Annotated in this window: 29 protein-coding genes and 1 tRNA gene; 23 read left to right on the forward strand and 7 right to left on the reverse strand. The window is 47.9% G+C overall.

The window, feature by feature from the left end:
- The first annotated feature begins 4 nt into the window (after positions 1–4).
- From CI595_RS06825 to CI595_RS06845, 5 genes are all read left to right on the forward strand, one after another.
- On the forward strand, positions 5–892 hold the full coding sequence (locus CI595_RS06825) for a mechanosensitive ion channel family protein (protein WP_095172545.1): 888 nt from the start codon (positions 5–7) through the stop codon (positions 890–892).
- Positions 889–1,578, forward strand: a complete 690-nt coding sequence (locus tag CI595_RS06830; protein ID WP_095172546.1) for a GerMN domain-containing protein — start codon at positions 889–891, stop codon at positions 1,576–1,578. The genes CI595_RS06825 and CI595_RS06830 overlap by 4 nt, the downstream gene beginning before the upstream one ends.
- A gap of 66 nt (positions 1,579–1,644) precedes the next feature.
- Positions 1,645–2,733: an oxidoreductase gene (locus CI595_RS06835; RefSeq protein WP_095172547.1), complete on the forward strand. Its 1,089-nt coding sequence runs from the start codon at positions 1,645–1,647 to the stop codon at positions 2,731–2,733.
- Positions 2,734–2,815: 82 nt separating this feature from the next.
- Positions 2,816–3,340, forward strand: coding sequence for a flavodoxin family protein BilS (gene bilS / locus CI595_RS06840; protein ID WP_095172548.1), 525 nt, complete (start codon positions 2,816–2,818; stop codon positions 3,338–3,340).
- 5 nt (positions 3,341–3,345) lie between these two features.
- Complete coding sequence (locus CI595_RS06845) at positions 3,346–3,753, forward strand: zinc ribbon domain-containing protein (protein ID WP_187144013.1); 408 nt, start codon at positions 3,346–3,348, stop codon at positions 3,751–3,753.
- A 105-nt stretch (positions 3,754–3,858) separates the two neighbouring features.
- Here the strand turns inward: CI595_RS06845 and CI595_RS06850 are convergent, their stop codons facing one another.
- The 3 genes from CI595_RS06850 to CI595_RS06860 form a co-directional block, all read right to left on the reverse strand.
- Positions 3,859–4,791 carry an ATP-dependent DNA ligase gene (locus CI595_RS06850; RefSeq protein ID WP_095172550.1) on the reverse strand — a complete coding sequence of 311 codons (933 nt, stop codon included), beginning with the start codon at positions 4,789–4,791 and terminating at the stop codon, positions 3,859–3,861.
- Complete coding sequence (gene ku / locus CI595_RS06855; protein WP_095172551.1) at positions 4,788–5,597, reverse strand: non-homologous end joining protein Ku; 810 nt, start codon at positions 5,595–5,597, stop codon at positions 4,788–4,790. The genes CI595_RS06850 and ku overlap by 4 nt, the downstream gene beginning before the upstream one ends.
- A gap of 126 nt (positions 5,598–5,723) precedes the next feature.
- Positions 5,724–5,796: transfer RNA gene (locus CI595_RS06860), tRNA-Thr, on the reverse strand.
- A gap of 232 nt (positions 5,797–6,028) precedes the next feature.
- Here CI595_RS06860 and CI595_RS06865 point away from each other — a divergent pair.
- The 11 genes from CI595_RS06865 (at position 6,029) to CI595_RS06915 (ending at position 16,874) form a co-directional block, all read left to right on the forward strand.
- Entirely contained in the window at positions 6,029–7,168 is a 1,140-nt protein-coding gene (locus tag CI595_RS06865; RefSeq protein WP_242987145.1) for an ABC transporter ATP-binding protein, read from the forward strand.
- Positions 7,169–7,170: 2 nt separating this feature from the next.
- On the forward strand, positions 7,171–8,028 hold the full coding sequence (locus CI595_RS06870) for an ABC transporter permease (protein WP_095172552.1): 858 nt from the start codon (positions 7,171–7,173) through the stop codon (positions 8,026–8,028).
- A complete protein-coding gene (locus tag CI595_RS06875; protein WP_095172553.1) occupies positions 8,025–8,825 on the forward strand; it encodes an ABC transporter permease in 801 nt (266 codons plus the stop codon). The genes CI595_RS06870 and CI595_RS06875 overlap by 4 nt, the downstream gene beginning before the upstream one ends.
- A gap of 9 nt (positions 8,826–8,834) precedes the next feature.
- Positions 8,835–9,875 (forward strand): ABC transporter substrate-binding protein, encoded by a 1,041-nt coding sequence (locus CI595_RS06880; RefSeq protein WP_095172554.1) that lies wholly within the window; start codon positions 8,835–8,837, stop codon positions 9,873–9,875.
- 20 nt (positions 9,876–9,895) lie between these two features.
- Positions 9,896–10,489, forward strand: a complete 594-nt coding sequence (locus CI595_RS06885) for a hydrolase (RefSeq protein WP_187144003.1) — start codon at positions 9,896–9,898, stop codon at positions 10,487–10,489.
- Position 10,490: 1 nt separating this feature from the next.
- Complete coding sequence (locus CI595_RS06890; protein ID WP_187144004.1) at positions 10,491–11,348, forward strand: leucine-rich repeat protein; 858 nt, start codon at positions 10,491–10,493, stop codon at positions 11,346–11,348.
- A gap of 45 nt (positions 11,349–11,393) precedes the next feature.
- On the forward strand, positions 11,394–12,761 hold the full coding sequence (locus tag CI595_RS06895) for a vWA domain-containing protein (protein WP_095172555.1): 1,368 nt from the start codon (positions 11,394–11,396) through the stop codon (positions 12,759–12,761).
- Positions 12,751–14,271, forward strand: a complete 1,521-nt coding sequence (locus CI595_RS06900; RefSeq protein ID WP_095172556.1) for an ATP-binding protein — start codon at positions 12,751–12,753, stop codon at positions 14,269–14,271. The genes CI595_RS06895 and CI595_RS06900 overlap by 11 nt, the downstream gene beginning before the upstream one ends.
- Positions 14,272–14,406: 135 nt before the next feature.
- Entirely contained in the window at positions 14,407–15,111 is a 705-nt protein-coding gene (locus CI595_RS06905; protein WP_095172557.1) for a LytR/AlgR family response regulator transcription factor, read from the forward strand.
- 21 nt (positions 15,112–15,132) lie between these two features.
- On the forward strand, positions 15,133–16,449 hold the full coding sequence (locus tag CI595_RS06910; RefSeq protein ID WP_095172558.1) for a sensor histidine kinase: 1,317 nt from the start codon (positions 15,133–15,135) through the stop codon (positions 16,447–16,449).
- 2 nt (positions 16,450–16,451) lie between these two features.
- Complete coding sequence (locus CI595_RS06915) at positions 16,452–16,874, forward strand: DUF3887 domain-containing protein (protein ID WP_095172559.1); 423 nt, start codon at positions 16,452–16,454, stop codon at positions 16,872–16,874.
- Positions 16,875–16,987: 113 nt separating this feature from the next.
- On the opposite strand, the gene trpB is transcribed toward CI595_RS06915, so the two are convergent.
- A complete protein-coding gene (gene trpB / locus CI595_RS06920; RefSeq protein WP_095172560.1) occupies positions 16,988–18,211 on the reverse strand; it encodes a tryptophan synthase subunit beta in 1,224 nt (407 codons plus the stop codon).
- A gap of 33 nt (positions 18,212–18,244) precedes the next feature.
- Complete coding sequence (locus tag CI595_RS06925; RefSeq protein ID WP_095173233.1) at positions 18,245–18,886, reverse strand: tetratricopeptide repeat protein; 642 nt, start codon at positions 18,884–18,886, stop codon at positions 18,245–18,247.
- A gap of 171 nt (positions 18,887–19,057) precedes the next feature.
- Here CI595_RS06925 and CI595_RS06930 point away from each other — a divergent pair, with 171 nt between their 5' ends.
- The 5 genes from CI595_RS06930 to CI595_RS06950 all read left to right on the forward strand — a co-directional run bounded on the left by CI595_RS06930 (position 19,058) and on the right by CI595_RS06950 (position 23,380).
- Complete coding sequence (locus tag CI595_RS06930) at positions 19,058–19,798, forward strand: ABC transporter ATP-binding protein (protein WP_095172561.1); 741 nt, start codon at positions 19,058–19,060, stop codon at positions 19,796–19,798.
- Positions 19,798–20,715: a SufB/SufD family protein gene (locus tag CI595_RS06935; protein ID WP_095172562.1), complete on the forward strand. Its 918-nt coding sequence runs from the start codon at positions 19,798–19,800 to the stop codon at positions 20,713–20,715. The genes CI595_RS06930 and CI595_RS06935 overlap by 1 nt, the downstream gene beginning before the upstream one ends.
- Positions 20,716–21,010: 295 nt before the next feature.
- The gene (locus tag CI595_RS06940; RefSeq protein ID WP_095172563.1) at positions 21,011–21,949 is read left to right on the forward strand and encodes a lantibiotic ABC transporter; all 939 of its coding nucleotides are present in this window, start codon (positions 21,011–21,013) and stop codon (positions 21,947–21,949) included.
- Positions 21,950–22,154: 205 nt separating this feature from the next.
- Positions 22,155–23,141, forward strand: coding sequence for an SPFH domain-containing protein (locus tag CI595_RS06945; protein WP_416385727.1), 987 nt, complete (start codon positions 22,155–22,157; stop codon positions 23,139–23,141).
- A 41-nt stretch (positions 23,142–23,182) separates the two neighbouring features.
- Entirely contained in the window at positions 23,183–23,380 is a 198-nt protein-coding gene (locus tag CI595_RS06950) for a type II toxin-antitoxin system antitoxin (RefSeq protein ID WP_095172565.1), read from the forward strand.
- A gap of 62 nt (positions 23,381–23,442) precedes the next feature.
- On the opposite strand, the gene CI595_RS06955 is transcribed toward CI595_RS06950, so the two are convergent.
- Together CI595_RS06955 and CI595_RS06960 are read right to left on the reverse strand one after the other, a co-directional pair.
- The gene (locus CI595_RS06955; protein WP_369861315.1) at positions 23,443–24,240 is read right to left on the reverse strand and encodes an ABC transporter permease; all 798 of its coding nucleotides are present in this window, start codon (positions 24,238–24,240) and stop codon (positions 23,443–23,445) included.
- A 1-nt stretch (position 24,241) separates the two neighbouring features.
- Positions 24,242–25,012, reverse strand: coding sequence for an ABC transporter ATP-binding protein (locus CI595_RS06960; RefSeq protein ID WP_095172567.1), 771 nt, complete (start codon positions 25,010–25,012; stop codon positions 24,242–24,244).
- 270 nt (positions 25,013–25,282) lie between these two features.
- Here CI595_RS06960 and CI595_RS06965 point away from each other — a divergent pair, with 270 nt between their 5' ends.
- Positions 25,283–26,281, forward strand: coding sequence for a 2-hydroxyacid dehydrogenase (locus tag CI595_RS06965; RefSeq protein ID WP_095172568.1), 999 nt, complete (start codon positions 25,283–25,285; stop codon positions 26,279–26,281).
- Between the two features lies 1 nt (position 26,282).
- The gene (locus CI595_RS06970; RefSeq protein WP_095172569.1) at positions 26,283–26,963 is read left to right on the forward strand and encodes an epoxyqueuosine reductase QueH; all 681 of its coding nucleotides are present in this window, start codon (positions 26,283–26,285) and stop codon (positions 26,961–26,963) included.
- The last annotated feature ends 16 nt before the right edge of the window (positions 26,964–26,979 follow it).

Consider the following 26,979-nt stretch of genomic DNA (forward strand, 5'->3'; position numbering starts at 1 on the left):
CTAAATGACAGGAATATTGGCAAGCAGCATAAATTTAGAAAAAATCTGGAACCATATCAGTGCCCAGATACCTGCCGTGGAAGCCTTTGCGTGGAAGGTGATCCTGGCGATCGTCATCTATTTTATAGCCAGCAAGGTGATCGTCAAGATATGCGCCATCATACGGGCAGCCATGAACAAGGCAGGTGCGGATACCGGTGTCATCCAGTTTTTGACCTCTTTTGTAAAAACTGCCCTGTACTTCCTGCTGATCGTAAGTATTGCAGTCCGTTTTGGGATTAAGGAATCTTCTATTGCAGCATTGCTGGCATCCGGTGGTGTAGCCATTGGTCTGGCACTGCAGGGCGGTCTGTCAAACCTGGCAGGCGGAGTCATCATCATGCTTCTGCGGCCCTTCACAGTGGGAGACTATATTATAGAGAATACCAACAGCCAGGAGGGAACTGTGGTGAAGATCGATCTGTTTTACACCACTCTCTCCACTGTGGACAACAGACGGATCACCATACCGAACGGAAATATCACCAATTCCAGCATTGTCAATGTGACATCCCAGGATAAACGGAAGCTGGAGATCAAAGTGATGATTGGCTACCAGTCAGATTTAAAAAAGGCAAAAGGGATCCTGGAAACACTGCTTCATGCGGATCCTGCTATAATGTCTGAGCAGGAGATGCTGGTATTCGTGGATGAACTGGCGGATGACGGCGTGATCCTGGGACTCAGGGCATGGGTGAAAACGGAAGATTACTGGCCTGCAAAATGGAGACTGAATGAGGAAATTAAACTGACATTTGATGAGGAAAACATTGATATTCCATATCCGCAGCTTGATGTGCATATCAAGTCCGGATTGCCGGAGGCTTTTGGCAGAGAGGAGCGCAGCCTATGAAACACAGAAAATCATGTATTGCCATCCTGCTTTGCGCCGTGATGATATTCGGCACTGCAGGATGCAGCAATACCCAGGATACAGATGCGAAAACCCAGACGGAGTCAAAAGAGGAGCAAAAGGACACAGAACAGGAAAAGAAAGAAAATCCGGATAAGGAAGTAAAAAAGGAAGATCCGCAGACCGATAAGAAAGAAAACGCAGAGACGAAAGAGGAGACAGGGACGCAGGACGGAGAGAAAGAGGCAGTGAAGAGCGATGCCGATGTGCAGGAATCGCAGGAAGAGAGCGTCCCGGTACAGACAGGGCAGGCGTTTATTTATGTTCCCGATGAAAATGCGGAAGGCTGGGATGTAAACCAGGTGGAAATCCCTCAGGTATCTGCGGATGCGCTGATTGGGCAGCTGGTGGGGGCAGGCGTTCTGACAGACAGTATAACCGTGCAAAATTTTGAGGAGACTGAGGAAGAAGGGCAGTATGTCCTGAAACTGGATCTGTCCTCAAATTTTAAAGACAGTATACGTTCTATGGGGACCGCAGGCGAGATCCTCACCATCGGCGCTGTTGTCAATTCATTTCTGGATACCTATCAGGCAGAAGCAATCCAGATTACAGTGGACGGCAGCACATTGGAAACAGGCCACGAGGTATATGAAGGATTTATGACACATATGGATTATCAGTAGCGAAAGGTGCAGCGCCGGAGTGTATTCCGGCTGCTGCATTTTCAGATTGAACGGGAGTGGTTGGCTATGAAAAAACTATTTGAACCATTACAGATAAAAAAGGTGAAGATAAAAAACAGAATCTGTTTTCCGCCGGTGGTATGTTATGCCTGGGGCACAGAGGAAGGCTATGTAACACAGGAAAATGTGGAGCATTACCGAAATGTGGCAAAAGGGCAGACAGGACTGATCATACAGGAAGCCACATGTGTGGACAGGAGCGGAAAACTTGTTTCTAACCAGCTTGGTATCTGGGAGGATGGCCAGATAAAGGGACTGTCGGAGATCGTGGACGCGGTACATAAAGAAGGATGTCCGATCTTTATCCAGATCCATCATGCAGGTGTCTCAGGCCTGGATGGAGATCTGGCCTGTCCCAGTGATTACAGTTTTTACAAAGACGGTGTCAAAAAGATCGGGAAAGAGATGACTGCAGAGGAGATACATAAAGTCCAGCAGGCGTTTACAGATGCGGCAGTCCGTGCCTGGAAAGCAGGGTATGACGGTGTGGAACTGCACGGATGCCACCAATATCTCATGTGTGAATTTTTTAACCGCTGGGTAAACCGCAGACAGGATGTATACGGAGAACACAGGGAACTGTTTGCAGTGGAAATCCTGCGTGCCATAAAAGAGAAGGTGCCGGAGGATTTTGTGGTGGGGATCCGCCTGGGAGGCTTTGAGCCAAGGCTTGAGGATGGCATCAGACATGCGGAGATACTGGAAAAGGAAGGCATAGATTTTATTGATGTATCCTATGGTTTTTCCGGTGAGGATGACCCAAAAGCTCCCGTGGATTTTCCCTATGAAACATGTATTTACGCGGCAGCTCAAATCAAACGCGCTGTTTCGGTTCCCGTTTTCGCGGTAAATGGGATCACGGACCCTGAAATGGCACAGGACATTCTGGAGCGTACCGATGTGGATATGGTGGATATTGCCAGGGGGATCATTGTGAACTACAATTGGGCCAAGGACGCCATGGAAGGCAGAGATACCGGAAAATGTCTGCACTGCAGGCGCTGTCTGTGGTGTGAAAACCCGGATACCTGCACCGGAAGAAAAATCCTCAGGAAAAATCTGCAGGGGAAAAAGGAATTTATAGACAATTTATAATTTTTAAGACACAGGAAATATCTATTTGTCTTTCATCGTGTTATTATGAATATATCGTAAAAATGAGAGAGGATGATACCACATGAAGACGCAGGTGTTGTATAAAAGCAGAACAGGCAATACGGAGAAGCTGGCAAAGGCCATATTTGCAGCAGTGCCGGGCTCAGATAAGGACATTGCCCGGCTGGACGGGCAGACAGACTATGATATGGCGGACATTTATTTTATCGGTTTCTGGACGGACAGGGGAAGTGCCAGCGTGGAAGTGCTGGATTACCTGGGATCCCTGCAGGGAAAGAAGATTGTATTGTTCGGCACTTGCGGAATGGGAGAAAGCCCGGAATACTTTAAAAAGATCGAGGAGAATATCCGGGTCTTCATAGAGGATGACAATGAATATCTGGGTGCCTTTATCTGCCAGGGGAAGATGCCTATCCAGGTCAGGGAAAAATACAACCGCATGAGAAATGGTGGCAATGATAAGCAGGTGGATGCCATGATACGGAACTTTGATATGGCTATGCTGCATCCCGATATGGATGACCTGGAGCATGCCCGCCGGTTTGTCAGCGGAATATATGAATCATTAGAGAAGGATGGAATTTGACGATCATGAAAGAAAAATTTGCAAAGTTTATGGCAGGACGTTACGGCACGGACAGGCTGAACCAGTTTATGCTGATCGTACTTTTGGTCTGCGCTGTTATCAATATGTTCATCAGGAATGGATATGTTTCCATACTGCTGACTTCCTGGGAGATCCTTTTGATTGTATTTATATACATCAGGATGTTTTCAAGGAATATTACAAAGCGTTATGCTGAGAATCAGAAATATCTCACTGTTGAGAATAAGGTGCGTCACTTTTTCGGCCAGAAAAAGTATATCCAGCAGCAGAGAAAGGATTACCACATTTACTCCTGCCCAAACTGCAAACAAAAGATCCGCATTCCCAAGGGAAAGGGCAAGGTGAGTGTGCGATGCCCGAAATGTGGAACGGAATTTGTGAAAAACAGTTAGAAATGAACCGTGACCTTTCTCACCGGACAGCATAATATAGCCCCGGCTCTGTACTTGCCTCCAATGATCAGATTTTGGTGGCACAGAGCCGGGGCTTGGATTTCGTCACAGACATTCTTCCGGACGTTTATCATATCTCAGCCCTTTAAAGACCGATTGATGTCTTTCGTCACTTCCCACTCTGGGCATATATTTCACTACACCTACTAATTTCGGCTGTATCCAGACTGCCTCCTCATTTCCATGACCGCCCGGCGTACCGGCGGGAGGATAACCGGATGGTAATTTTAGCAATTGCGCTAACGTATCGGTTCCTACCCCCATTGTTACATGTCCTTCATAGACGATAACGTGATCTTTATATTTACCGAGAACAAGGCTGATCATATTATTTTGTTTTTGGATATATCCACAGATAATAAAATCATCATCCAGCATCCGTTTTATTTTTATCCAGTCTTTCGTGCGTTTATCCTGTATATAGAGACTGTCCTTTCGCTTGGCAACTATCCCTTCTAACTCCTGCTGTTCTGCCATCTGATAAAAGGCTGTACCATTGCCCTCCACATATCTTGATAAAACCAACCGTTCGGATTCCGAGAAGGCTTTTTGCAGAAGAACCTTTCTGTCCGATAATGGTAGTGCCGTTACGTCCCTGTCTTTATAATACAAGATATCAAACGCAACGAATGTAGCGGGAAACTGTTTTGACGCAAGTTCAATTTTAAATGTATTCGTTGTAAGACTGCGGCGTTGGATCTCAAAGAAGTCAGGCCTGCCATTTTTTAATATCATCAGTTCACCGTCGAGAATGCATTTTTCTCTGGCTTGTGTCCATAATTCTTTTAACTCCGGCACTTTCAGTAACATTTTTTCATTTCGTTTATTTCTCAACTCTGTTTTGCCGCTTGGGTCCAAATAAGCAATGCATCTTTCGCCGTCCCATTTCAGCTCATAAATATACGCATCATCATCGAACGCATTCCCCTCTTGTCCAATGAGCATTGGTTTGACATTTTTGGTCTCAAAATCAATCATGCTGTGGCTTTCCTGGTCCTGCGTTTTTTAGGCGGGGTATTGTCTCCGTTTGTACCTACCTGATTAAGTGATTTTTGCAATGCCTCCATCAGATCGATCACATTTGATGGTCTTTCTTCCGGGGCTGCAGTGATCTCCTCACCATTGATCTTAGCTTCTATAATTTCTCTTAACCTTTTCTGATATTCATTATGATACTGCTCGGGGTTAAAATTCTGTACCATAGAATTCACTAAGGTTTTTGCCATGTTCATTTCCGGCTCAGTTAGGTCCGGATGAGCAATGTCCTTTGGCATTTCCTTAATTTCATCTGCAAAGAACATAGTCTCAATTAGAATTTCTTCCGCGGTGGGTATCAGCGCGAGAAGTTTTTCGGATTGTCCTAATACTGCTTTTGCAACTGCCACCTTTTTCTCCTCATACATTGCCCGCCTAAGTAATTCATAGGCCTTGTCACCACCCAGTTCCGGCACTGCATGATAAGTCTTGTCATAGAATACCGGGGGGATGCTGCTCAAATCGGCAAAATGTATAATCTGCACTGTGCGGTCTTTTTCGGTCTTGGCTTTCTCAAAATCGGCATCCGTCATTGTCACGTATTGCCCCGGGGCAAACTCGAAACCTTTTATGATATCCTGTGTTCCCACTTCTTTACCGCAATTGGCACAAACCTTCTTGTATTTGACTCTTGATCCATCTTCCTTACATAGCTGGTTAAAGTGTATATCACTATCCTGCGTCGCTGTATGGAGCGCTACAGGAATATGAACTAACCCAAATGAGATTGCTGCTTTTTGTGCTGCCATTTTTTCCACATCCTTTTTCTTTTTAGTATTTACGGTATACATAAAAATTAAAACTGGTTAAAAATGGCCGGCACTGTAACCGTGACGGCAAAAAAAAGAACCCTGCATAAATACAGGATTCCTGAAAGCTGGAAATGAGACTCGAACTCACGACCCCTTCATTACGAGTGAAGTGCTCTACCGACTGAGCTATTCCAGCTTGTGTTTCACACACAAATGATATTATACACGATTTTGAGAAAATTTCAACTATTTTTTACAAATTTTGTCCTATATTTTGCACAGGGCATTATTTTAGGTCAGTGGTCAAAGGAAAATCTGTTCGTAAAATGGATGAATTCTCTCTGAATTACGTGTCGGTAATTGACAACTCCGAACATTTGTGCCATTATATACCAGAGATAGTTTATTAAGATAAAGAAGGACACTACATGAACGATATACGACACCCGCAGGAAAATCCCGCAGATTTGGACCGGACAGGTGCGGGAAAAGATAAGTTATTGGAATTAAAAGGAATCAGTAAGAGTTTCGGTACCACAGATGTGCTCCGGGACATTGACCTCTCCATTGAAAGAGGGGAATTTATCACATTTTTAGGCGCATCCGGCTGCGGAAAAACCACAACCCTGCGTATCATCGCCGGGCTGGAGATGCCGGATAAAGGTCAGGTGATTCTGGAAGGCAGAGATGTGACCCTACTGGAACCTCATCAGAGAGATGTAAATACCGTGTTCCAGAATTATGCCCTGTTTCCCCATATGAATGTGGAGGCAAACATTGGCTATGGCCTGAAAATCCGCAAGGTTCCCAAGAATGAGATCAAAGAAAAAGTGAGAAAAATGCTGGACCTGGTCCAGCTCTCCGGTTATGAAAAACGTATGCCCTCAGAACTGTCAGGGGGGCAGAAACAGAGAGTTGCTATTGCCCGCTCTCTGATCAACAGTCCTAAGCTTTTGCTTTTGGACGAGCCTTTGGGCGCCCTGGACTTAAAACTGCGAAGAGCCATGCAGACAGAACTGAAACGGCTGCAGAAAAAGCTGGGCATCACCTTCCTGTACATAACCCATGACCAGGAGGAGGCAATCAATATGTCAGACCGTATTGTGGTCATGCGGGACGGGCAGTTTGAGCAGATCGGAACCCCGGATGAGATCTACAACCGCCCAAAGACCAGTTATGTGGCAGATTTTGTGGGCAACGCCAATATTATCTCCGGTGTTGTGGAGCGTATAGATGGGGAGCTGACAGATATCCGTGTGAACAGCCGCCTCATTACAGCCAAAACGGTGGACGGCCTGAAAGAAGGCGGCCGGGCAGTGGTGGCGGTGAGAAGGGAAAATATCAAAGTCTGCCGTCAGTGCAAAAAGGGCCTTCCGGCAGTGATCACAGATAAATCCTTTAATGCCGGACAGCTTCACATGGTCTTTAAACTGGAGGACGGCAAGGAAGTGGTTGCCAGCCATTACGGTATAGATACGGATTTGACCGTGGACCAGAAAGTCTGTGTGGGATGGGAACCGGAACACGCTGTCTTTGTGGATATGGATGAAGCGGCACAGGGGGCATGAGGATGGAAAAAAAGAAAAAATCAGGACTGTTTCTGACGGTTGCGCCCCTCTATATCTTCACCCTGGTCTTTGTGGCAGGCCCCCTGCTCTATATGATAGCACTGAGCTTTGCCACAAACAGCGACGGGTGGGGAACCGTGTGGAAATTCACCCTGGAAAATTATAAAAAGATAGCAGACCCTGTTTACCTAAAGAGTTTTACCCAGTCTTTCCAGCTTGCGTTTACCAGTACCATCTGTATTACGTTTCTGGGATATCCCTTCGGATACTTTATGGCAAAGCAGTCCGCAAAATGGAAGAAGAGGATCATGCTGCTGATCATGGTGCCTTTCTGGACCAGTTCCCTGATCCGTATGTACGGATGGATCATCCTGCTCCAGGCGAAAGGTGTCTTTAACACGCTGTTAATGAAGCTGGGCATTATCCAGGAGCCTCTGAAGATCCTATATTCCTACCCCGCAGTGGTCATTGGTATGATTTATGCCCTGCTGCCCTTTATGGTCCTGTCCGTGTATTCCAGCGTGGAAAAAATGGACTGGTCCTTGGTGGAAGCCGCAAGGGATCTGGGCGCCAGCCGTGCGAAGGCATTTATGACGGTTACGCTGAAGCTGACGCTGCCGGGACTCCTGACAGGTGTGATCCTGTCCTTTGTGCCGTCCATGGGACTGTTTTTTATTGCAGATATTCTGGGAGGAAATAAAATCGTTCTGGTGGGAAGCGTCATTCAGGACCAGCTCACAAGAGGCAGCAATTGGCCCTTTGCAGCGGCCCTGGCAGTGGTGCTTATGGCACTTACTTCCATCATGATCTACCTGTACCGGAAAATAACCCATGTAAAAGATTTGGAGGGATTCTTTTGAGAAAAAAACATAAGCTGTCAGGCATTTATCTGGCGGTCCTGCTGCTCATCATGTATCTCCCCATTGTGATGGTGGTGATATTTTCCTTTAATGAGTCCAAGCTGACAGCCAGCTTTACAGGATTTTCTTTGAAATGGTATGAAACGCTCTGGCACGACAGGGATATCAAAGAGGCGCTTTTCAACAGCATACTTCTGGGTGTCATAAGCTGCGCAATCTCCGCGGTCATCGGAACCCTGGGCGCTGTGGGGATGGCGCGGGCGGATTATAAGACAAAAGGCATGATGGAGTATCTGTCCACGGTTCCCATTATGATTCCGGAAATCATTCTGGGCATGGTATTTCTTGCCTTTTTCTCCTTATTAAACCTGCCTTTTGGTATGACAACCCTGGTAATTGCGCATACTACATTTTGTATTCCTTATATATTTATGATGGTGAAGGCAAGGCTTGTGGGAATTGACAGGTCTTTGGAGGAGGCCGCCCGGGATCTGGGGGCATCTCAGATCCGGACCTTTTTTGACATAACACTGCCGCTGATCATGCCGGCAGTCCTGTCGGGAAGCCTGCTTGCATTTGCCATGTCCTTTGATGATGTGGTCATCAGTATTTTTGTAAACGGTCCAAGGCTCAACACCCTCCCGGTGAAAGTTTACACCCAGTTAAAGACAGGGGTGACGCCGGAGATCAATGCGCTTTGCACCATAATTTTAGCGGCCATCGTACTGGTCCTGGGCATTTCTGCTTTGTTGCAGAAGAGGCAGGAACGCAGACGGGGAGAACTTTCAGAAAGATGAGGTAATAATATGAAGAGAAGATTGGCAGCCCTTACACTGTGTTTTGCAATGGCAGCTTCCATGCTTGCCGGATGCGGTGAGAAAGAGGAAGATGACAACAAGGAACTGGTCCTCTACACCTGGGAGGGCCTTTTCCCCCAGGAGGTCCTGGATGGTTTCGAGGAAGAGACCGGGATCAAGATCATAAGTTCCAACTTTGATACAAATGAGACCATGCTGGAAAAGATCCAGCAGACAGACGGAAAAGACTATGACATTGTTGTGGGTGATGACTACATTATTGAGCAGATCGTGAAAAACGGTCTGGCTAAAAAGCTGGACACATCACAAATCGGTAATTTAAAGAATATCAATCCCCTGTACCAGAGTCAGTTCTATGACCCGGACAATGAATATACCATTCCTCACGGAGCTGGTATTCCTCTGATCGTATACGATCCGGAACAGATAGACTTTGAGATCAAGGGATATGAGGATTTGTGGAATCCCAAACTGGAAGATAAGATCGCCATGATCGGCAGCTATCGCGCTGTCAATGGATTTGTACTTCAGACCATGGGAAAATCCATGAATGAGGAAGACGTACAGGTCATTGAACAGGCCGGGGAAAAATTAAAAGAGCTGGCTCCCAATATCCGAATGATCCAGGACAGTGATACTCAGAACGCCCTGTTAAACGGTGAGGCAGCCGTTGCATATCTCTACACCTCCCAGGTGACGGCAGCTCTGGCAGAGAACCCGGATTTGAAGGTGGTTTACCCGGAAGAAGGCCTGGGATTTGGCATCATGAATCTGTTTGTTCCAAAAAATGCGCCGGATGAGCTGAATGCGTACAAATTCCTGGATTACATTCTGGAACCGGAAGTTGCCGCTAAATGCTTTAATGCACTGGGATATTACTGTACCACCCAGGCAGCCGATGATTTGGTGAATCCCAACCTGGTCGTTCCGGATTCCGTGACAAAAGGCGAAATTGTGCAGAACGTGAGCGGGGAAGCCAATGAGGCTTATGAGAAAAACTGGACAGAATTCAAAGCTGCATGTGACTAAGGAAAAAGGAGGTACATACAATGCAGACAAAAGTGACAAGAGAGAAAGCATTAGAACTTCTGAAAAAATACAATAAAGAGGAATTCCATATCCTCCATGCTCTGACTGTGGAAGGCGTTATGCGCTGGTATGCAGGGGAGATGGGATTTGGGGATGAGGCTGATTTCTGGGCTTTGGCAGGCTTGCTGCACGATGTGGATTTTGAGCAGTTCCCGGAGGAACACTGCAAGAAAGCGCCGGAGCTTTTGGCCAAGATCAATGCGGAGGACGAGCTTATCCACGCAGTGGTAAGCCATGGATACGGACTTTGTTCTGAGGTGAAGCCGGAGCATCTTATGGAAAAGATCATGTTTGCGTCTGATGAGCTTACAGGTCTGATCTGGGCAGCAGCAAAAATGCGTCCCTCCAAAAGTGTCATGGACATGGAAGTGTCCAGCGTTAAGAAAAAATTCAAGGACAAGAGGTTTGCAGCCGGCTGTTCCAGAGACGTGATCAAGACCGGTGCCGAGATGCTGGGCTGGGAACTGACAGAGTTATTTGACAAGACCATATTGGCTATGCGTTCCTGTGAAGCTTCCGTGGCCCGGGAGTGTGAAGAGCTGGTAGCACAGTGATATGAATGATAAATATGAGATGAATAAGGGCAAAAGGGATGCGGAAGCATCCTTTTTGCCTGCTTACTATTATTCCCCCTGGAAAGAGGGAAGGACAAAAGAAGAGCAGGAACTTCTGCTGGGTGCAGAGGAGATGGAGATTGCGGACGGTGTGGAGGAAATTGGGAACTACACCTTTTATGGCTGTGGAAATTTAAGGCGTCTCTCGTTCACGGATTCCCTGAAGCGTATCGGCGGCGGTTCCTTTACCGGTTGTTCTGCGCTGAGGGAGCTGCAGGTCCTCATGGAGAAAGGAGCCAAAAGCTGTATAACGGATGTGGTAGCGGAAACCTTTCACGAGGTGTTTGTGGTGATCACGTTCAGGGGGACAAAGGACAGCGCCAGACTGGTATTCCCGGAGTATTATGAGGAGGGTGTGGAGAACACACCGGCCAGGATCCTGGAGACACATTTTCATGGTTCCGGATACCGCTACCGCCAGTGTTTTACAGAAAAACGTGTGGATTATCACCGCTATGACAGTTTGTTTGAGGTGGCAAAGGTATATGAAAAATCTGAGATCCTGATCCCTATGGCCATGGGGCGTCTCAGGTATCCCTATGAACTGGAGGATAAGGCAAAATTAGCGTATGCCGCGTATGTAAGAGAGCATCTGGAGGAGACGGGAGATTATTTCCTGAAACAACAGGACTGGCACAGCGCCCTGTCTTATCTGGCAGAAGAAGTATTGCAGAGATCTGACGAGATGGAGCGGCTTTTGTACCGGGCTTCCCGGATCGGACAGACAGAGGCCGTGAGTCTTTTGATGGATGAGAAGAGAAAGCGGTTTGGCAGGATCGTAAAGTCCTTTGAATTTTAACACGTAACGGTGAAGGCACCCAACCGTTACAGATGGAGTAGAGATATGGCACAGGAAATGGAAAAACGAATCAACGAAGTGTGCGTCAGAATTCTGGCAGCCTCCAAAAGCGAGCTTTATCTGCACATGCGTTTTCTGGATGTGGCCCTTGCCGCGTTTTCTTATGTGCAGGATCCGGAGATGGAGACCCTGGGAACAGACGGGGTTTACTTATACTATGATCCGGCGTATTTGGGCGGCCTGTACCGGCGGGGACGCGGGGAAGTCAACCGGGCGTATCTGCATATGGTGTTTCACTGTATATTTGCCCATCCGTGGAAGGATGTGCGGCGAAGGAAAAAAAGGGCTTGCGGACTGCTGGGGGAAGATCTGGCGGATCTTTTGTGGGAGGTCTCCTGTGATATTGCCAGTGAGGCAATGATCGATAGTATCCCCCTGCACTGTGTGCGCCGCCCCGCGTCTGTTTTGCGGAGGGAGACTTACGCGGTACTTGGACGGAAGCGCAGGGTTCTTAACGCGGAAGGCGTTTTTACCGCTCTTTTGGAGGAGAGTCCGGACCTTGAGCGGCTTCAGCAACTCAGAGGAGAATTTTATGTGGACGACCACAGCTTTTGGTCCGGCGGGAAAAGAAAGACGCCAAACCAGAGGCCAAAAGAAAACTGGGATGACATCCGCAATAAGATGGAGACAGAACTGCAGAGTTTTGGACAGGACAGCGCCACGGGAGCCTCGGAGGGGCTTTTGGAGCAGATCAAGGTGGAGAACAGGGATTCCTATGATTACCGCAGATTCCTGCAGAAATTTGCCGTGCTGAAAGAAGAACAGCAGATCGACCCGGATTCTTTTGATTACGGGTTCTACAGTTATGGGCTTTCCCTGTACGGCAATATGCCTCTCATTGAGCCGCAGGAGAGCCGGGAGGTAAAAAAGGTGGAGGAATTTGTCATTGCCATTGACACCTCCATGTCTTGTTCCGGTGAGCTGGTGAAGGCCTTTCTGAAAGAGACGTATTCCATTCTGAGGGAGACGGAGAGTTTTTTCAGGAAGATCAATATCCACTTGATCCAGTGCGACGAGATTGTGAGGTGTGATGACAAGATCACCTCCGGGGAGGAACTGGAGGCCTATATGGAACATCTGGAACTTTTAGGCCAGGGGGGAACGGATTTCAGGCCGGTATTCACCTATGTGGAGGAGCTTCTGGCAAAGAGAGAGTTCACAAGCCTGAAAGGGCTTTTGTATTTCACCGACGGCAAAGGGATCTATCCCCGGAAAATGCCCCGGTATGAGACAGCTTTTGTGCTGATGCAGAAAGAATTTGAGGAAGTAGACGTGCCCCCCTGGGCCATTAAGATCTATCTGGACCAGGAGGAAATGGAGGCATACAAAGAGGGAATCAGGGATGAACATTAAACGAGCGAAACAGGAAATTAAGGACGCCATTGAGGCGTATCTGATCAAGGACGAATATGGGGAATACTGTATTCCCGCCATCCGGCAGCGCCCCATTCTGCTCATGGGCCCTCCGGGAATCGGAAAGACACAGATCATGGAGCAGATCGCCAGGGAATGTGAGATCAATCTGGTATCTTATACCATTACCCATCACACCAGGCAGAGCGCTGTAGGGCTTCCTTTTATCAAAGAGAAGGACTATGGCGGAAAGGTCCACTCTGTGACAGAATACACCATGAGCGAAATTATCGCCTCTGTGTATGACAAGATGGAGGAGACAAAGATCAGGGAAGGGATTCTCTTTATTGATGAGATCAACTGTGTGTCAGAGACCCTTGCCCCCACTATGCTGCAGTTTTTGCAGTGTAAGACCTTTGGAAACCAGTCTGTGCCAAAGGGGTGGATGATCGTGGCAGCCGGAAATCCGCCGGAGTACAATAAATCGGTCCGGGAGTTTGATGTGGTGACTCTTGACAGAATCCGCAGGATCGACGTGGAGGAGGACTTCGGTGTGTGGAAGGAGTATGCCTACAGTGCAGGCATCCATCCCGCCGTGATCTCTTACCTGGATATCCATAAAGAAAATTTTTACCGCATGGAGACCAGTGTGGACGGGCGTATGTTCGCCACAGCCAGAGGATGGGAGGATTTATCCCAGTTCCTCTATGCCTATGAAAAGCTGGGAAAGCGGGCTGACAGGGAAGTGGTGGGACAGTATATCCAACACGGGAAGGCAGCCAGGGATTTTGCCAACTATCTGGAACTTTTTGAGAAATACAGGACAGACTATCAGATCGAGGAGGTGCTGGCAGGCCGTTTTGAAAAATTTGCAGTGGATAAGCTGAGGCAGGCATCCTTTGATGAGAGATTCAGTGTGGTGGGGCTGCTTGTAGGCCGCCTGGGAACCGGGTTCTATGCATATTACGAGAGAGATCTGTATGTTACGGTCCTCTATGAAAAGCTAAAGGACTGGAAACGAGAGATGGAAGAAGGCAATTCCCCGTCCGGGTCCCTGACAGCCATCCTTGGGCGGGAGCAGGAGGAATATGACAGGAAAGAAAATGCAGGCCAGTTTACAACGCCCGCCCGTCATGGGGCCGTAAAGATCATGGAGTTTTTAAAAGCCCGTCAAAAGGAGACGGAGGCATATGAGAGGGAAGGCTTGGCCTGGGAAGAAATATTTTCAGGGGCAGCCGGGCATTTCAGGCAGGAATCCGAAGAGCGGGAAAACCTTATAGAGGAGATTGGCAGCGCGCTGCAAAATGCCTTTGATTTTCTGGAGCAGGCATTTGGGGACAGCCAGGAGATGGTTATCTTCATCACGGAACTGAACACAAATCCCTACAGCATCCGGTTTATCAGTGAGAACGGATGTGACAGTTATTACAGGTATAATAAAAAACTGCTCTTTGAAGAGGAGCAGATGAGTATTTTAAAAGAGCTGGATGATATCGAGACGGATCTATGATCCGACCGGCTCCCGATGGGTCTGCAAACGGTTACATCTTATGTACCTTTTTCCATACCCTGTGCAGAATGGATTGAGTGGGACAAGGGATTGGGATATAATGAAAAAACAGATAAAGACAACAGGAGGAGAAAGATGCGTATAGCAGTGTGTGATGATGATGAGACTGCGGTATCTTTTTTAAGAGGACTGATAGAGACTTATCCAAAGCAGGGACTCTGTGTGGATGGATACAGCAGCGGGGAGGAACTGCTTGGCGCCGGACGTATCTATGACATGATCTTTCTGGATATTGACATGAAGGGCATAGACGGGATTGAAACGGCCAGGAGGATCCGCGCCCATGACAGGAAAGTGAAGATCGTATATGTGACCTCTTATAAGGAGTATGCAGGCAGAGCCTTTTCTGTCCATGCCTTTGGATATCTTCTAAAACCTGTGAAGCAGGAGAAGGTATGGAAGCAGGTGGAAGATGCCATGCTCTGGCAGGAGGAGGAGGCGCCTGAGGTAAAGCAGGTGGAGTTTACCACAGCAGAGGGTCTTGTACGGCTTCCCGTGGATGCGATCTATTATTTTGAGTATCAGAACCGGCGCATTTTTATAAAGACAAAGGATGTGATCCATGAAATGCGGGGAAAGATATCCGATATTGCCGGTAAGATGGCTCAATACGGATTTTCGGTTCCTCATAAGAGTTTTGTGGTGAACCTGTACCATGTGAAAAATATCAGGGGATATGAGATCCTCATGATGAATGGTGAATGGATTCCTCTGTCCCAAAAACAGGCCGTGCAGTTCAAAGAAAAACTCAGTCTATATCTGGCAGATAAAATGAGTTAGGAAGAAGGTGGCAGCAGGATAATGAATGATATTCTGACAGCAGCGGATCTGTCTGTACTGGGATTTTTGTTTTATTGGTTTATGAATCGAATCGGGGAGCGCCGTCTGAAGAAAGCATGGATTTATCCGGCAGCCTACGTGGTGTTTGCACTTTTCTATTTACTGACGCAGTTATCGCGGAGTGACGGGTTTGTTGTTTTCTCTGTGATACTGCTTGTATTTTTCTTGGAAACCTTACTGTTTAAGCCAAATGGACCGGCATACTTTTATTGTCTGGTATATTGTATCGGATATTTTCTCTGCCAGATCACAAGTGTCTATACAGTACAGTGGATCTTTACAAATATAACTACAGTAAATCTCATACGGGTGGGTTTTGAGAAGATTGACAATATGCATTTGATCCTTCTCCTGATCAAATGGTTTACGGAGTTTTTCTGGACCTTTTTCATGATAACAGTGTTAAAAAAGAAAGATGAGGAGGACAACGGATTTTTTTACTATAAATCCCAATATTTTCTCTTTCTGCTGCTTCCCGCATTTTCTGTTGTATTTATGATATCCATCATCTGGATGAGTGCGGATTTCTTTGTGCTCAGGTATGGGTACGGTCTGGTGATACTGAATATTATCCTGATATTTTCCGTTAATCTGATGCTGTTATATCTTTTCAGACAGACAGGAAAGGGAAGCCGGGCACTCAGGGATGAGAAGCTCTACAAACAGGAGTCAGAGCTGCTTTACCAGCACTATAAAACTCTGGAGGAGAGTTACCGGAGTTCCAGAAAGGCCATACATGACGCCAAAAACCATATGCAGGCGGTTGCCCGTCTCTATGAAACCGGAGAGACCGAAAAGGCAAAGACCTATGCAGAGGATGTATTTCATCTGCTGAATCAGACGGGACATACCTGGTATACGGACAACAGGATGCTGAATATCATTTTAAATGAGAAGCTGGGACAGGAATCCATGCGGGATACAAGACTGGAGCTGGATATCTGTGACAGGTGCCTGGACAGGATCCGGGAGATTGATATTACCACCATTTTCGCAAATCTTCTGGATAATGCAGTGGAGGCCATAGGGGATGGGGGATCAAAATACTTTTCCCTCCAAATACAAAACATCCACTCTTTTCTTGTGATCAAAATGGTAAACTCAAAAGGAAAAAAGAAAGAGAAAGCGGTACAGAGGCATCAGCACTTGGGACTGCAGAATGTGAAGAGTGCTCTTTTAAAATATGAGGGGACCATGAAAATATCTCAGACAGACAAAGAGTTTCAGGTTAGTATCATGATACCGGATGAACAAAAGGAAATGGAAAGGGGAGGGTGACAATGAAAAAAATCCGGAAAATGGGTCTTCTGCTCTGTGTGGTTTGTATGCTGGGCGTCCTCACGGCAGGATGCGGAAGCAGTCTTTCCGACAAATTTGATGAGGATGAGGTCAGACAAGCTGCGGAAACCATGGTGAGCCAAGTGAATTCCGGGGAACTGGAGAGTGTATACGAAGATACTTTTGCCCCGGTCATGCAGCAGGCGATCGCCCTTGAACAGCTCCAGGAAAATCTGGACTATGTCTTTGATAAGCTGGGGGAGTTTGAATCTTTTGAAAAGGTAAGTGTGACGGGAGGCCAGGACAAGGATACGGAGGAACCCTACGCGGTGGCAGTGCTTCTGGTAAAATATGAGGATGGAAAAGCCCAGTACACCGTTACCTTTGATTCAGCTATGAAGTGTATCGGATTTTACGTCAAATAGAAAATACGCAATATGTGGCAAATGCCGCCCGGACAGTCTTCTCAGTAAGGCTGTTCAGGCGGTATTTTACAGATAAAAGCATTTTTGCTTTTGAGCGGAAACGCAGTCAGTCTTTATTCAAAGAACTGTTCCCCATAACCGTAATGTTCTACCACATAGTCAATATCCTTGTCACCGCGTCCGCTTAAATTGACAAGAATAGAGCCTTGTTTCATTTCTTTGGCCTTGCGCATAGCGTACGCAACTGCGTGGGAGCTCTCGATTGCGGGGATAATACCCTCTGTGCGGGACAGCTTGAAGAAAGCATCCATGGCTTCCTCATCGCTGACGGTATCGTACTGCACTCTGCCCAGGTCACGGAGGAATGCGTGTTCCGGTCCAACAGAAGGATAGTCAAGACCGCTTGCAATGGAGTATACAGGAGCCGGTTCGCCCTTGTCGTCCTTCAGCATGATACTTTCAAATCCGTGCATAACACCCTTTTCTCCATACTGCATGGAGGCAGCATGGTCGCCCATTTTTGTGCCTCTGCCCAGAGGCTCCACACCTACAATGTCCACAGGGTCATCCACGAAAGGAACGAACATGCCGATAGAGTTGCTGCCGCCACCCACGCTGGCGCATACCACGTCGGGAAGCAGGCCTGTCATTTCCTTAAACTGTTCTTTTGCCTCCTCGCCCACTATGTACTGGAAATCCCTGACCATGAGAGGGAAGGGATGGGGGCCCACTGCGGAACCGATGCAGTAGATGGAGTCCTTATAATTTTTCGCATAAGATTCAAAGGCAGAGTCAACCGCTTCTTTCAGAGTTTTATTTCCGTGTGTGACGGGAACCACTTTGGCGCCCAGGATTTTCATGCGGGTAACATTGGGAGCCTGTTTAGCTATGTCCACCTCACCCATGTGCACCTCACACTCTAATCCAAAGAAGGCCGCCGCCGTAGCGATGGCTACACCGTGCTGTCCGGCTCCGGTCTCTGCGATCAGACGTTTTTTGCCGATGAATTTGGCCAGCAGTCCCTCGCCCATGCAGTGGTTCAGCTTGTGGGCTCCGGTGTGGTTCAGATCCTCTCTTTTCAGATAGATCTGGCAGTTGCCGATGGTCCTTGAAAGGCGCTCACAGTGATAGACCGGCGTGGGCCTTCCCTGGAATTCCTTGCGGATGCGGCGCAGCTCGCTGATGAACTGGGAGGAATGGCAGATGGTCTGGTACGCATCCGCGATCTCCTCAAAAGCCGGAACCAGCTCTTCGGTCAGGTAAGCACCGCCATAAGGGCCGAAGCGGCCGTTTCTGTCAGGGTAATGTCTCAGATAAGTTCTGTAATCTACTTCCATGGTTGTTTTCTCCTTTATGTGCATTCAAAAATTTTATTCTTGCTGGCCGTTAAGGGCATCCTTTGCCAGTTTAAAGCCGTTTTGTGCTGCTTTGGCCAGCCACAGATCTGCCTTCGCCTCGTCCTTTTCCACACCCTCCCCGTACCGGTAGAGGATTGAGAGATTGTACTGTGCGGCAGGGATATTGGCGTTTGCTGCCTTTTCAAAAAGCTGGAATGCCCGCTGCGTGCTCTCGGGCACAGCCTGACCGCTTAAAAAATATCCGCCCATGCAGCACATGGCCCGGTAATCACCCTGTTCCCCGGCTTTTTTGTACCATCCAAAGGCTTTTTCGTAATCCTGTTTTGTTCCGATTCCCTCCTCATAACATCTGGCAAGGTTATACTGGGCATTTTTACTGCCGGTCTCAGCGGCACGTTTGATATAAGTAAAGGCTTTTCGGTCATCTTTGTCCACGCCTTTTCCCTGGGCGTAGAGAAATCCCAGATGCAGCAGTGCGTCCGCATGGTCTTTCTCGGCGGCTTTTTCATACCACCGGGCTGCCTGGGCGAAATCCACCAGGGTGTGTATTCCGTTTTCATAGTAATAGCCCACAGCATACTGCAGATCCTTCTGACCGTTTTCAGCCAGGATCATCAGTTCTTCCAGGGTAAAATCCATATTTTTTGCGTCCATTGAAAATATCTCCATTTTTCTTTTGACAAATTTTGTAATATAGTGTACTGTTTTTGTAGGAATTAAATCCACGGTTGGCGCCTGTAACATTCGGCCATTGTTGATATTATAACATAGGAACCGGGATTTATAAACATAAAATGATGAAGATGACATCGGAGGAAATGAAAAATGCTGGAGCTGAGGGATGTCTCCTTCAAGGTGGAAGAGGAGACAAAAGAAAAAGGGATTCTGGAGCGCGTAAGTTTCACTCTGGAAGACAACAAGTTTATTGCCATTACAGGGCCAAACGGCGGCGGAAAATCAACGCTGGCCAAGATCATTGCCGGTATTGAGAAGCCCACAGAGGGCAGGATCTATCTGGACGGTGAGGATATCACGGATTTAAATATAACGGAGAGAGCGAGAAAAGGTATCAGCTATGCGTTTCAGCAGCCGGTGCGCTTTAAAGGTGTAACGGTGCTTGACTTGATCCGCCTGGCGTCAGGGGAAAACATTACGGTCTCCGGAGCCTGTCAGTACCTTTCAGAGGTGGGATTGTGTGCAAAAGACTATATTAACAGGGAAGTCAATGCAAGCCTTTCCGGCGGGGAGATGAAGAGGATTGAGATCGCCACGGTCATGGCAAGGGGCACCAGGATGTCCGTATTTGACGAACCTGAGGCCGGTATTGACCTGTGGAGCTTTCAGAACCTGATCCATGTGTTTGAGAATATGCACAGAGAGATCCACGGCTCCATTTTGATCATTTCACACCAGGAGAGGATCCTGAACATTGCGGATGAGATCCTGGTGATCGCGGACGGAAAACTGGTGAGCCGCGGAAGCAAGGATGAAGTGCTTCCCGCTTTGCTGGAAGGCGTGGATGACTATTCCGGCTGTAAAATCTGGAAGGACGGGGGAGTGAAATAATGGACGCAATACAGAAACAGTTATTAGAGGCAGTTGCCGGGCTGCATGAAATCCCGGTGGGAGCCTACAACATCCGGGCAAACGGAAAGAGTGAAGGCAGAAACAGTACGGAACATATAGAGATCACCACCCGGGAAGAAGGGGACGGGATCACCATCCGCATCAAGGACGGTACAAAAAAGGAGAGTGTCCACATTCCGGTGGTCATGAGCCAGGCAGGGCTTCAGGAAGTGGTCTACAATGACTTTTATGTGGGGGACAACTGTGATGTGACCATCATTGCAGGCTGCGGCATCCACAACGGGGGAGACGCATCCAGCAAACACGACGGGATCCACAGCTTTTTCATCGGAAAGAATTCCAGAGTAAAATATGTGGAGAAGCATTACGGCAGCGGGGACGGCAAAGGCCAGCGCATTATGAACCCTGAGACCATCATTGAGGTTGGGGAGAACAGTGTCATGGAGATGGACACCGTGCAGATCAAAGGTGTGGATTCCACCAAGCGCATGACCAGGGCAAAATTGCTGGAAGGCGCCAGTCTGAAGGTGATGGAGCGCCTTATGACCCACGGGACCCAGGATGCGGAGAGCCGTTTTATTGTGGATATGGACGGAGCGGATTCAGGTGCCAATATTATATCACGTTCCGTGGCGAAGGATGATTCCAGCCAGCTTTTCCAGTCTGTGCTCAACGGAAATGCAGCGTGCAGCGGCCATACAGAATGTGATGCCATTATTGTGGGGAACGCTAAGATCAGCTCCATTCCGGAGATAACCGCCAACAGCTCCGACGCGGCGCTCATCCATGAGGCAGCCATCGGAAAGATTGCGGGAGAGCAGATCGTTAAACTCATGACTTTGGGCCTTACAGAGGAAGAGGCGGAAGCCCAGATCATCAATGGTTTCTTAAAGTAAAACAGTAAAAGATTACAGGTTACTGTACACTCCGTGTCCAGTAACACGCTTCGCGATGCACAGATATGGAGCATTCTGCCCCATATCGCGCTGGCTGCCTCGGGATTTTCATGCTTCCGGCATGAAAACGCCTCCCGGTACAGTGGCCTGTGTACAGTAACCTGAATAGTAACAGCCGGGCAGGTATACGGGACAAAACCGTATACAACTGCCCGGTTTTGTGCTATAGTTGGGTTAGTAACAGCGGCGTGTTGCCATTGGGGAACAAAAAACATATTTATAGGGAGAGGTTTTTATGATTTACAACAATGTACGCCATGAGTGCAATCTGTATAATTTTTTCTTTGCACCAAGAGGGAACCGGAGGATGATGGAACTGGGAAGAAAGATCTCCCAGATGTATTTAAACCCGTTTGACCGTATCATCGGCATTATCGGTGCCAAGGACTCCGGAAAAAGTATGATGATCCAGGGGATGTTTCCGGGAATCCAGGTTGTGGACGGGGACGATGAATACGACATTACCAACATGCCCCTTTTGAATGCGGATGATGTGGGATTCTATACCCCACGGACCTTCCATGTGGATGCCAGGGCAGCAAGAAAATATGTGAAGCTGGAGACCATCGCTGAGGCGATCATAAGGGTGACTTCTCAGCACAAGAGAGTGATCGTGGAGCATTTTGAGATCCTGTATCCAATCCTGAAAAGGAATGCGGATCTGATGATCGGGATCGGCGAGGAGGTCATTGTGACGCGGCCGTCCCTGTTCGGCCCGCTGCCGCAGAATATTGCGGATATTGTGTTCAAATCCCTGATCTACAGGAAAATGGCACACAGTGCGGAGGATCTATTCGGCTATGTAGTGAGAGATATTGAGCGGCCAAGCTATGTCCGGGCTGATATCCGCCACGGGTTTATGCTGGATTACTCGGAAAAACCGGAGAATTTTGACCTGGTGGAGATTGAGAAGAAGATGAAAGAGCTTATAGACCGGGATTTGCCTATCACCTATTATGACGAGGAGCATGTGAAGATCGGAGATGACGTCATTTCCTGTACAGGCCCCCTGATGCATGTGGAGAGCACAGGGAAGATTGAGGGATTTTCATTGGTAAAAGAATTTTTCTATGATTCCAAGTTCGGCTATTATATGGTTGCCGGAACGGTGGGACATAAGGAAGAGGAAGCCAGTGACAAACTGAATACGATTGATATACTGGAAGAGGTATAAAAGAAACAAGACCATCGAAAACCGGAAACGGGGCAGATGGTCTTGTTTTTTACACAGAGAGAGGTTTTCATTGACAAGATAGGAATAATATAGTATTATGATGATATCAAAAAGATATCAAATTAATAACTGCAGCAAGCAGTCTTTTCAAGAGGAGGAAATGATCATGGAAGAAAAAGACGGAATCAGTCCAAGGGATAAGAATGTGGAGGAAAAAGTCCTGCACCCCATGTCAGGTATGGGTATGTTGTTTCTTTTGATCCTGGCGCTTGTGGGAAGTGTTGCGCTGATGATTTTTTCAGGAGCGGTTCTTTCTGATGTCAGCGGCACGCTTACCGGTATCGGGATAACAGCGGCGATCCTGATCTTCTGTGCGGCCTGTGTGGGTTTTGCGGGCCTGAAGGTCATCAATCCCAATGAGGCGCTGGTTCTGGCACTGTTCGGTAAATATTACGGAACCTTGAACCAGAATGGATTTTACTGGGTGAATCCTTTTGTGACAGGTATCAACCCCACCGTAAGAGCAATGGGCAGCGCCAGTTCCACAGTTCTCAAAGGGATGGGGATTGAAGCGGAACAGAAGAATACAGAGGCAAAAGCCAACAAGAAAGTCTCTCTGAAGACCATGACGCTGGACAATAAAAAACAAAAGGTCAATGATGAACTGGGAAATCCCATTGAGATTGGCACGGTTGTCATTTGGAAAGTGGAAAATGCTACAAAGGCTGTATTTAATGTGGAGAATTACAAAGACTATCTGTCTATCCAGTGTGATGCCATCACAAGGAACGCAGCCAGAAGGTATCCATATGACACCAGTGAAGGCGGAGATGAGCGCTCTCTTCGCGGCAGCAGCCAGGAAGTAGCGAGTATCATGCAGGAGGAGCTGCAGCAGAAAGTGATAGATGCGGGGATTGAGATCTTGGAAATGCGCATCACACATCTGGCCTACGCTCCGGAAATCGCATCAGCCATGCTGCAGAGACAGCAGGCAGCAGCCATCATTGATGCACGGCAGAAGATTGTGGAAGGTGCTGTCAGCATGGTGGAGATGGCCCTTCAGAAATTGAACGACAAAGATATCGTGGATCTGGATGAAGAGCGCAAGGCAGCTATGGTCAGCAACCTGCTGGTTGTCCTCTGCGGTAATAAAGATGCCCAGCCCATTGTCAACAGCGGTTCCCTGTATTAGGCAGGGCAGTGACTGTGAACAGTAACAGGAGTGATGCCTTCATGGAAAACAAACCGAAGGAAAAGCAAAAAAAACAGGTTCCCCTGCGGCTCTCCGCATCTCTTTACAATGACCTGGCCCAGTGGGCGGAGGATGACTTCCGCTCCGTCAACGGCCAGATCGAATATCTGCTGACCGAATGCGTAAAGCACAGAAAGCGGAGTCGGAAAAGCGCCACAGAGGAACCGGAGGCAGAATGAAGAAAATCCAGGCAGCGGCCAATTGATGAGCCGTGTATGCCTGGATTTTTTCCATGTGTATTTCAGAAATGTTTCCTGTATTTTTTTTCCGCTACGTTGATCAGGCTGTATAAAACAGCAGCGATGATACATAGAATAACAATGCTCATGATCATGGTATCCAGTTTGAATACCTGACTGGAATAAATGATCAGATATCCAAGTCCCCGTTTGCTTCCGATCATCTCTCCGATCACCACGCCGATCAGGCAGAGGCCGATATTGACTTTCATAATGCTGAGGATCAGCGGTACGGAGGATGGAAGGACCACTTTAAAAAGGGCATCCTTTTTCGTGCCCCTCAGTGTGGAAATCAGTTTCAGTTTATCCGGGTCCGTGCCGCAGAAGCCAGTGTACAGATTCAGGATCGCCCCAAAGATTGCTACAGACAGGCCGGCAACGATGATGGTCTTAATGTTGCTGCCCAGCCACACGATCAAAAGCGGTGCCAGGGCTGATTTGGGCAGACTGTTCAGAACTACCAGATACGGCTCCAGAATGGAGGAAAGCTTCGGAAAACACCACAGAAGCACCGCAATGGCAATACCAAACACAGTGACTAGGGCGAAACTGGCAATGGTCTCCCAGAGTGTGACGCCCGTGTGTACGGCAAGTGTTCCGTCCAGTATCATGTGGTACATGGCCGTGACCACCTGGGAAGGGCTGGAGAAGATAAAAGAATCAATAAGGCCAAGTCTTGCGCTGCCCTCCCAGAGCGCCAGAAAAGCCAGGAATATGAGGATGCGGATAAGCCGCACAATCTGGGAATCACGCCTTAATTTCCGCAGATAATTCCTCTGTCCTCTGGACATCGTAGTCATTTCAGCCATTGTGGTTTAGCTCCTTCCATATTTCATTAAAATAATTTTTGAACTCCGGAGCGCTGCGGGAGGTAAAAGGCGTGCGGTTATCGATGGTGAGTACGATGGGGATGATCTTTTTAATGGTGGCGGGACGTTTGTCAAGGATGATCACCCGGTCTGCCATGCTTATGGCTTCCGAGATATCATGAGTCACCAGAATGGCGGTTTTCTCCTCCCGCTTGATGATCTTCCCAATGTCATCCCCCACAGAGAGGCGTGTCTGATAATCCAGAGCAGAAAACGGTTCATCCAGGAGCAGCAGATCAGGCTCCAAAGCCAGTGTGCGGATCAACGCGGCACGCTGCCGCATACCTCCGGAAAGCTGGGACGGGCGGGAGTCTTTGAATTTATCTAGGCCGTAATCAGCCAGCAGATGATTGACTTTATCTCTGGAATTTGGGGAGTTCTTTTTCTGTATTTCCAGCCCTAACAGGACATTGCTGTAAATGGTGCGCCATTCAAAGAGGTGGTCTTTTTGCAGCATGTAACCGATATTTGTCACCGATTCACTGAGCGGTTTTTTATTCAGAAGGATTTCGCCTTCTTCCGGGGTGAGCAGACCGCAGAGCATATCCAGAAGCGTGGATTTTCCGCAGCCGGAGGGACCTACGATCGCCAGGAATTCTCCTTTTTCCACAGAAAAAGATATATGGGACAGAGCGGGTGTTTCACCGGATTTTGTATGATAGGCATAACTGACATCTTTTACTTCTAAAAGAGGTGTATCCATAAGTTGTCATTCCTTTCTTATTTCTATTGGCAGGCAGGTGTGAGACTGTCTGTTTTTGGGGATGGTGATCAGCAGTTACGGTCCACGGCACCGCATTTATTGAAGGGCTGTGAATTCGTAACATACAGTATCATATGATAAAAAGCCGGGGGTTGACATATGGGAATGGGATGCACTTGTGTTTTTCTTTGATTATTGATAAAATAAGTACGGATTGGGAAACCTATCCGGTAACGGAAACATGATCTGACAAGAACAGGAGGCAAAATCATGAGAATTTTATTTTTTGACACCAAGAACTACGACAGGGCATCCTTTGATAAACAACTGGAAAATTATCCGGGAATAGAGATCGACTATCTGAAAACAGACCTGGCACCCAAGACGGCGCCGCTGGCAAAAGGGTTTGACGCCGTGTGTGCTTTTGTAAGCTCCGACGTGGGGGCAGAGACGGTGACAGCGCTCCATGAGGCGGGAGTAAAGTTGATCCTTATGCGCTGCGCGGGATTTAACAATGTGGATCTGGAGAAAGCGGGAGAGTATGGCATCCGGGTTATGCGCGTGCCGGGCTACTCTCCGGAAGCCGTGGCGGAACATGCCATGGCGCTGGCACTTACAGCGAACCGCAGGATCCATAAGGCATATGTAAAAGTCCGGGAAAATGATTTCAGCTTAAGCGGCCTGATGGGATTTAACTTTTACCAGAAGACAGCAGGTATTGTGGGAACTGGAAAAATCGGTGCGGCCATGGCGAAAATCTGCCGCGGTTTCGGTATGAAGGTCATTGCCTATGATGTATACCAGAATCCGGACCTGGATTTTGCCGAATATGTCTCTTTGGATGAACTGCTTAAAAGAAGTGACCTGATCTCCCTGCACTGCCCGCTGATGGACAGCACCTACCACCTGATCAACCGGGAGACCATCGCAAAAATGAAGGACGGAGTGGTACTGGTCAACACCTCGAGAGGCGGACTTGTGAAGACAGAAGATCTGATCGAGGGGATCCGTGCCCGCAAATTCTTCGGTGTAGGCCTGGATGTGTACGAGGAGGAGACAAAGAACGTATTTGAGGACCGCTCAGATGAAATCCTGGAGCATTCCACAACGGCAAGGCTCCTCTCTTTCCCCAATGTAATGATCACCTCCCATCAGGGATTCTTTACCCAGGAAGCCCTTGCGGCTATTTCCCAGACTACCCTGGACAATGCAGCTGCATTTGAAAAAGGGGAGACTAACAGCAATGAAGTGCTGAAAAGGGAATCATAACATGGACCGGAAAAGAAACTACCAGAGAGAACTGGAAAAAATCCTGGAACAGATAAAAAAGGAAGAAAGAGTTCCCACTTTGTTCCTGCACAGCTGCTGCGCTCCATGCAGCAGCTATGTGCTGGAATATCTGTCACAGTATTTTGAGATAACCGATTTTTTCTACAATCCCAATATTTCGCCCGAAAAGGAATATGAGAAGCGGGAGGAGGAGCTTGAGCGGCTCATAGAGTCCATGCCCTTTGTACATAAGCCGAAGTTTTTTAAGGGGGAGTATTGCCCTGAGAAATTTTATGCCATGGCAGAAGGGATGGAAGATATCCCGGAGGGAGGCAGGCGCTGCTTTGCCTGCTATGAAATGCGCATGGAGGAGGCGGCAAGACTTGCGGCAGAGGGAGGATATGATTATTTCACCACAACCCTGTCTATCAGCCCCCTGAAAAATGCGGTAAAGATCAATGAGATAGGAGAAAGGCTGGAAGAGAAATATCATGTCCGGCATCTGCCGTCAGATTTTAAAAAGAAAAACGGGTATAAGCGTTCGACAGAGCTTTCCACAGAATATGGCCTGTACCGGCAGGATTTCTGCGGCTGTGTATTCTCTAAAAGGGAACGTGACAAGAGAGAAGCGGAAAAGGGTAACAGTTCAGACAAGCTGAACGGTTACGCATCCAGCCATTGAAAATCGCTTCGCGATG

Source organism: Blautia hominis, from assembly GCA_002270465.1.
GTDB classification, from domain to species: domain Bacteria; phylum Bacillota; class Clostridia; order Lachnospirales; family Lachnospiraceae; genus Blautia; species Blautia hominis.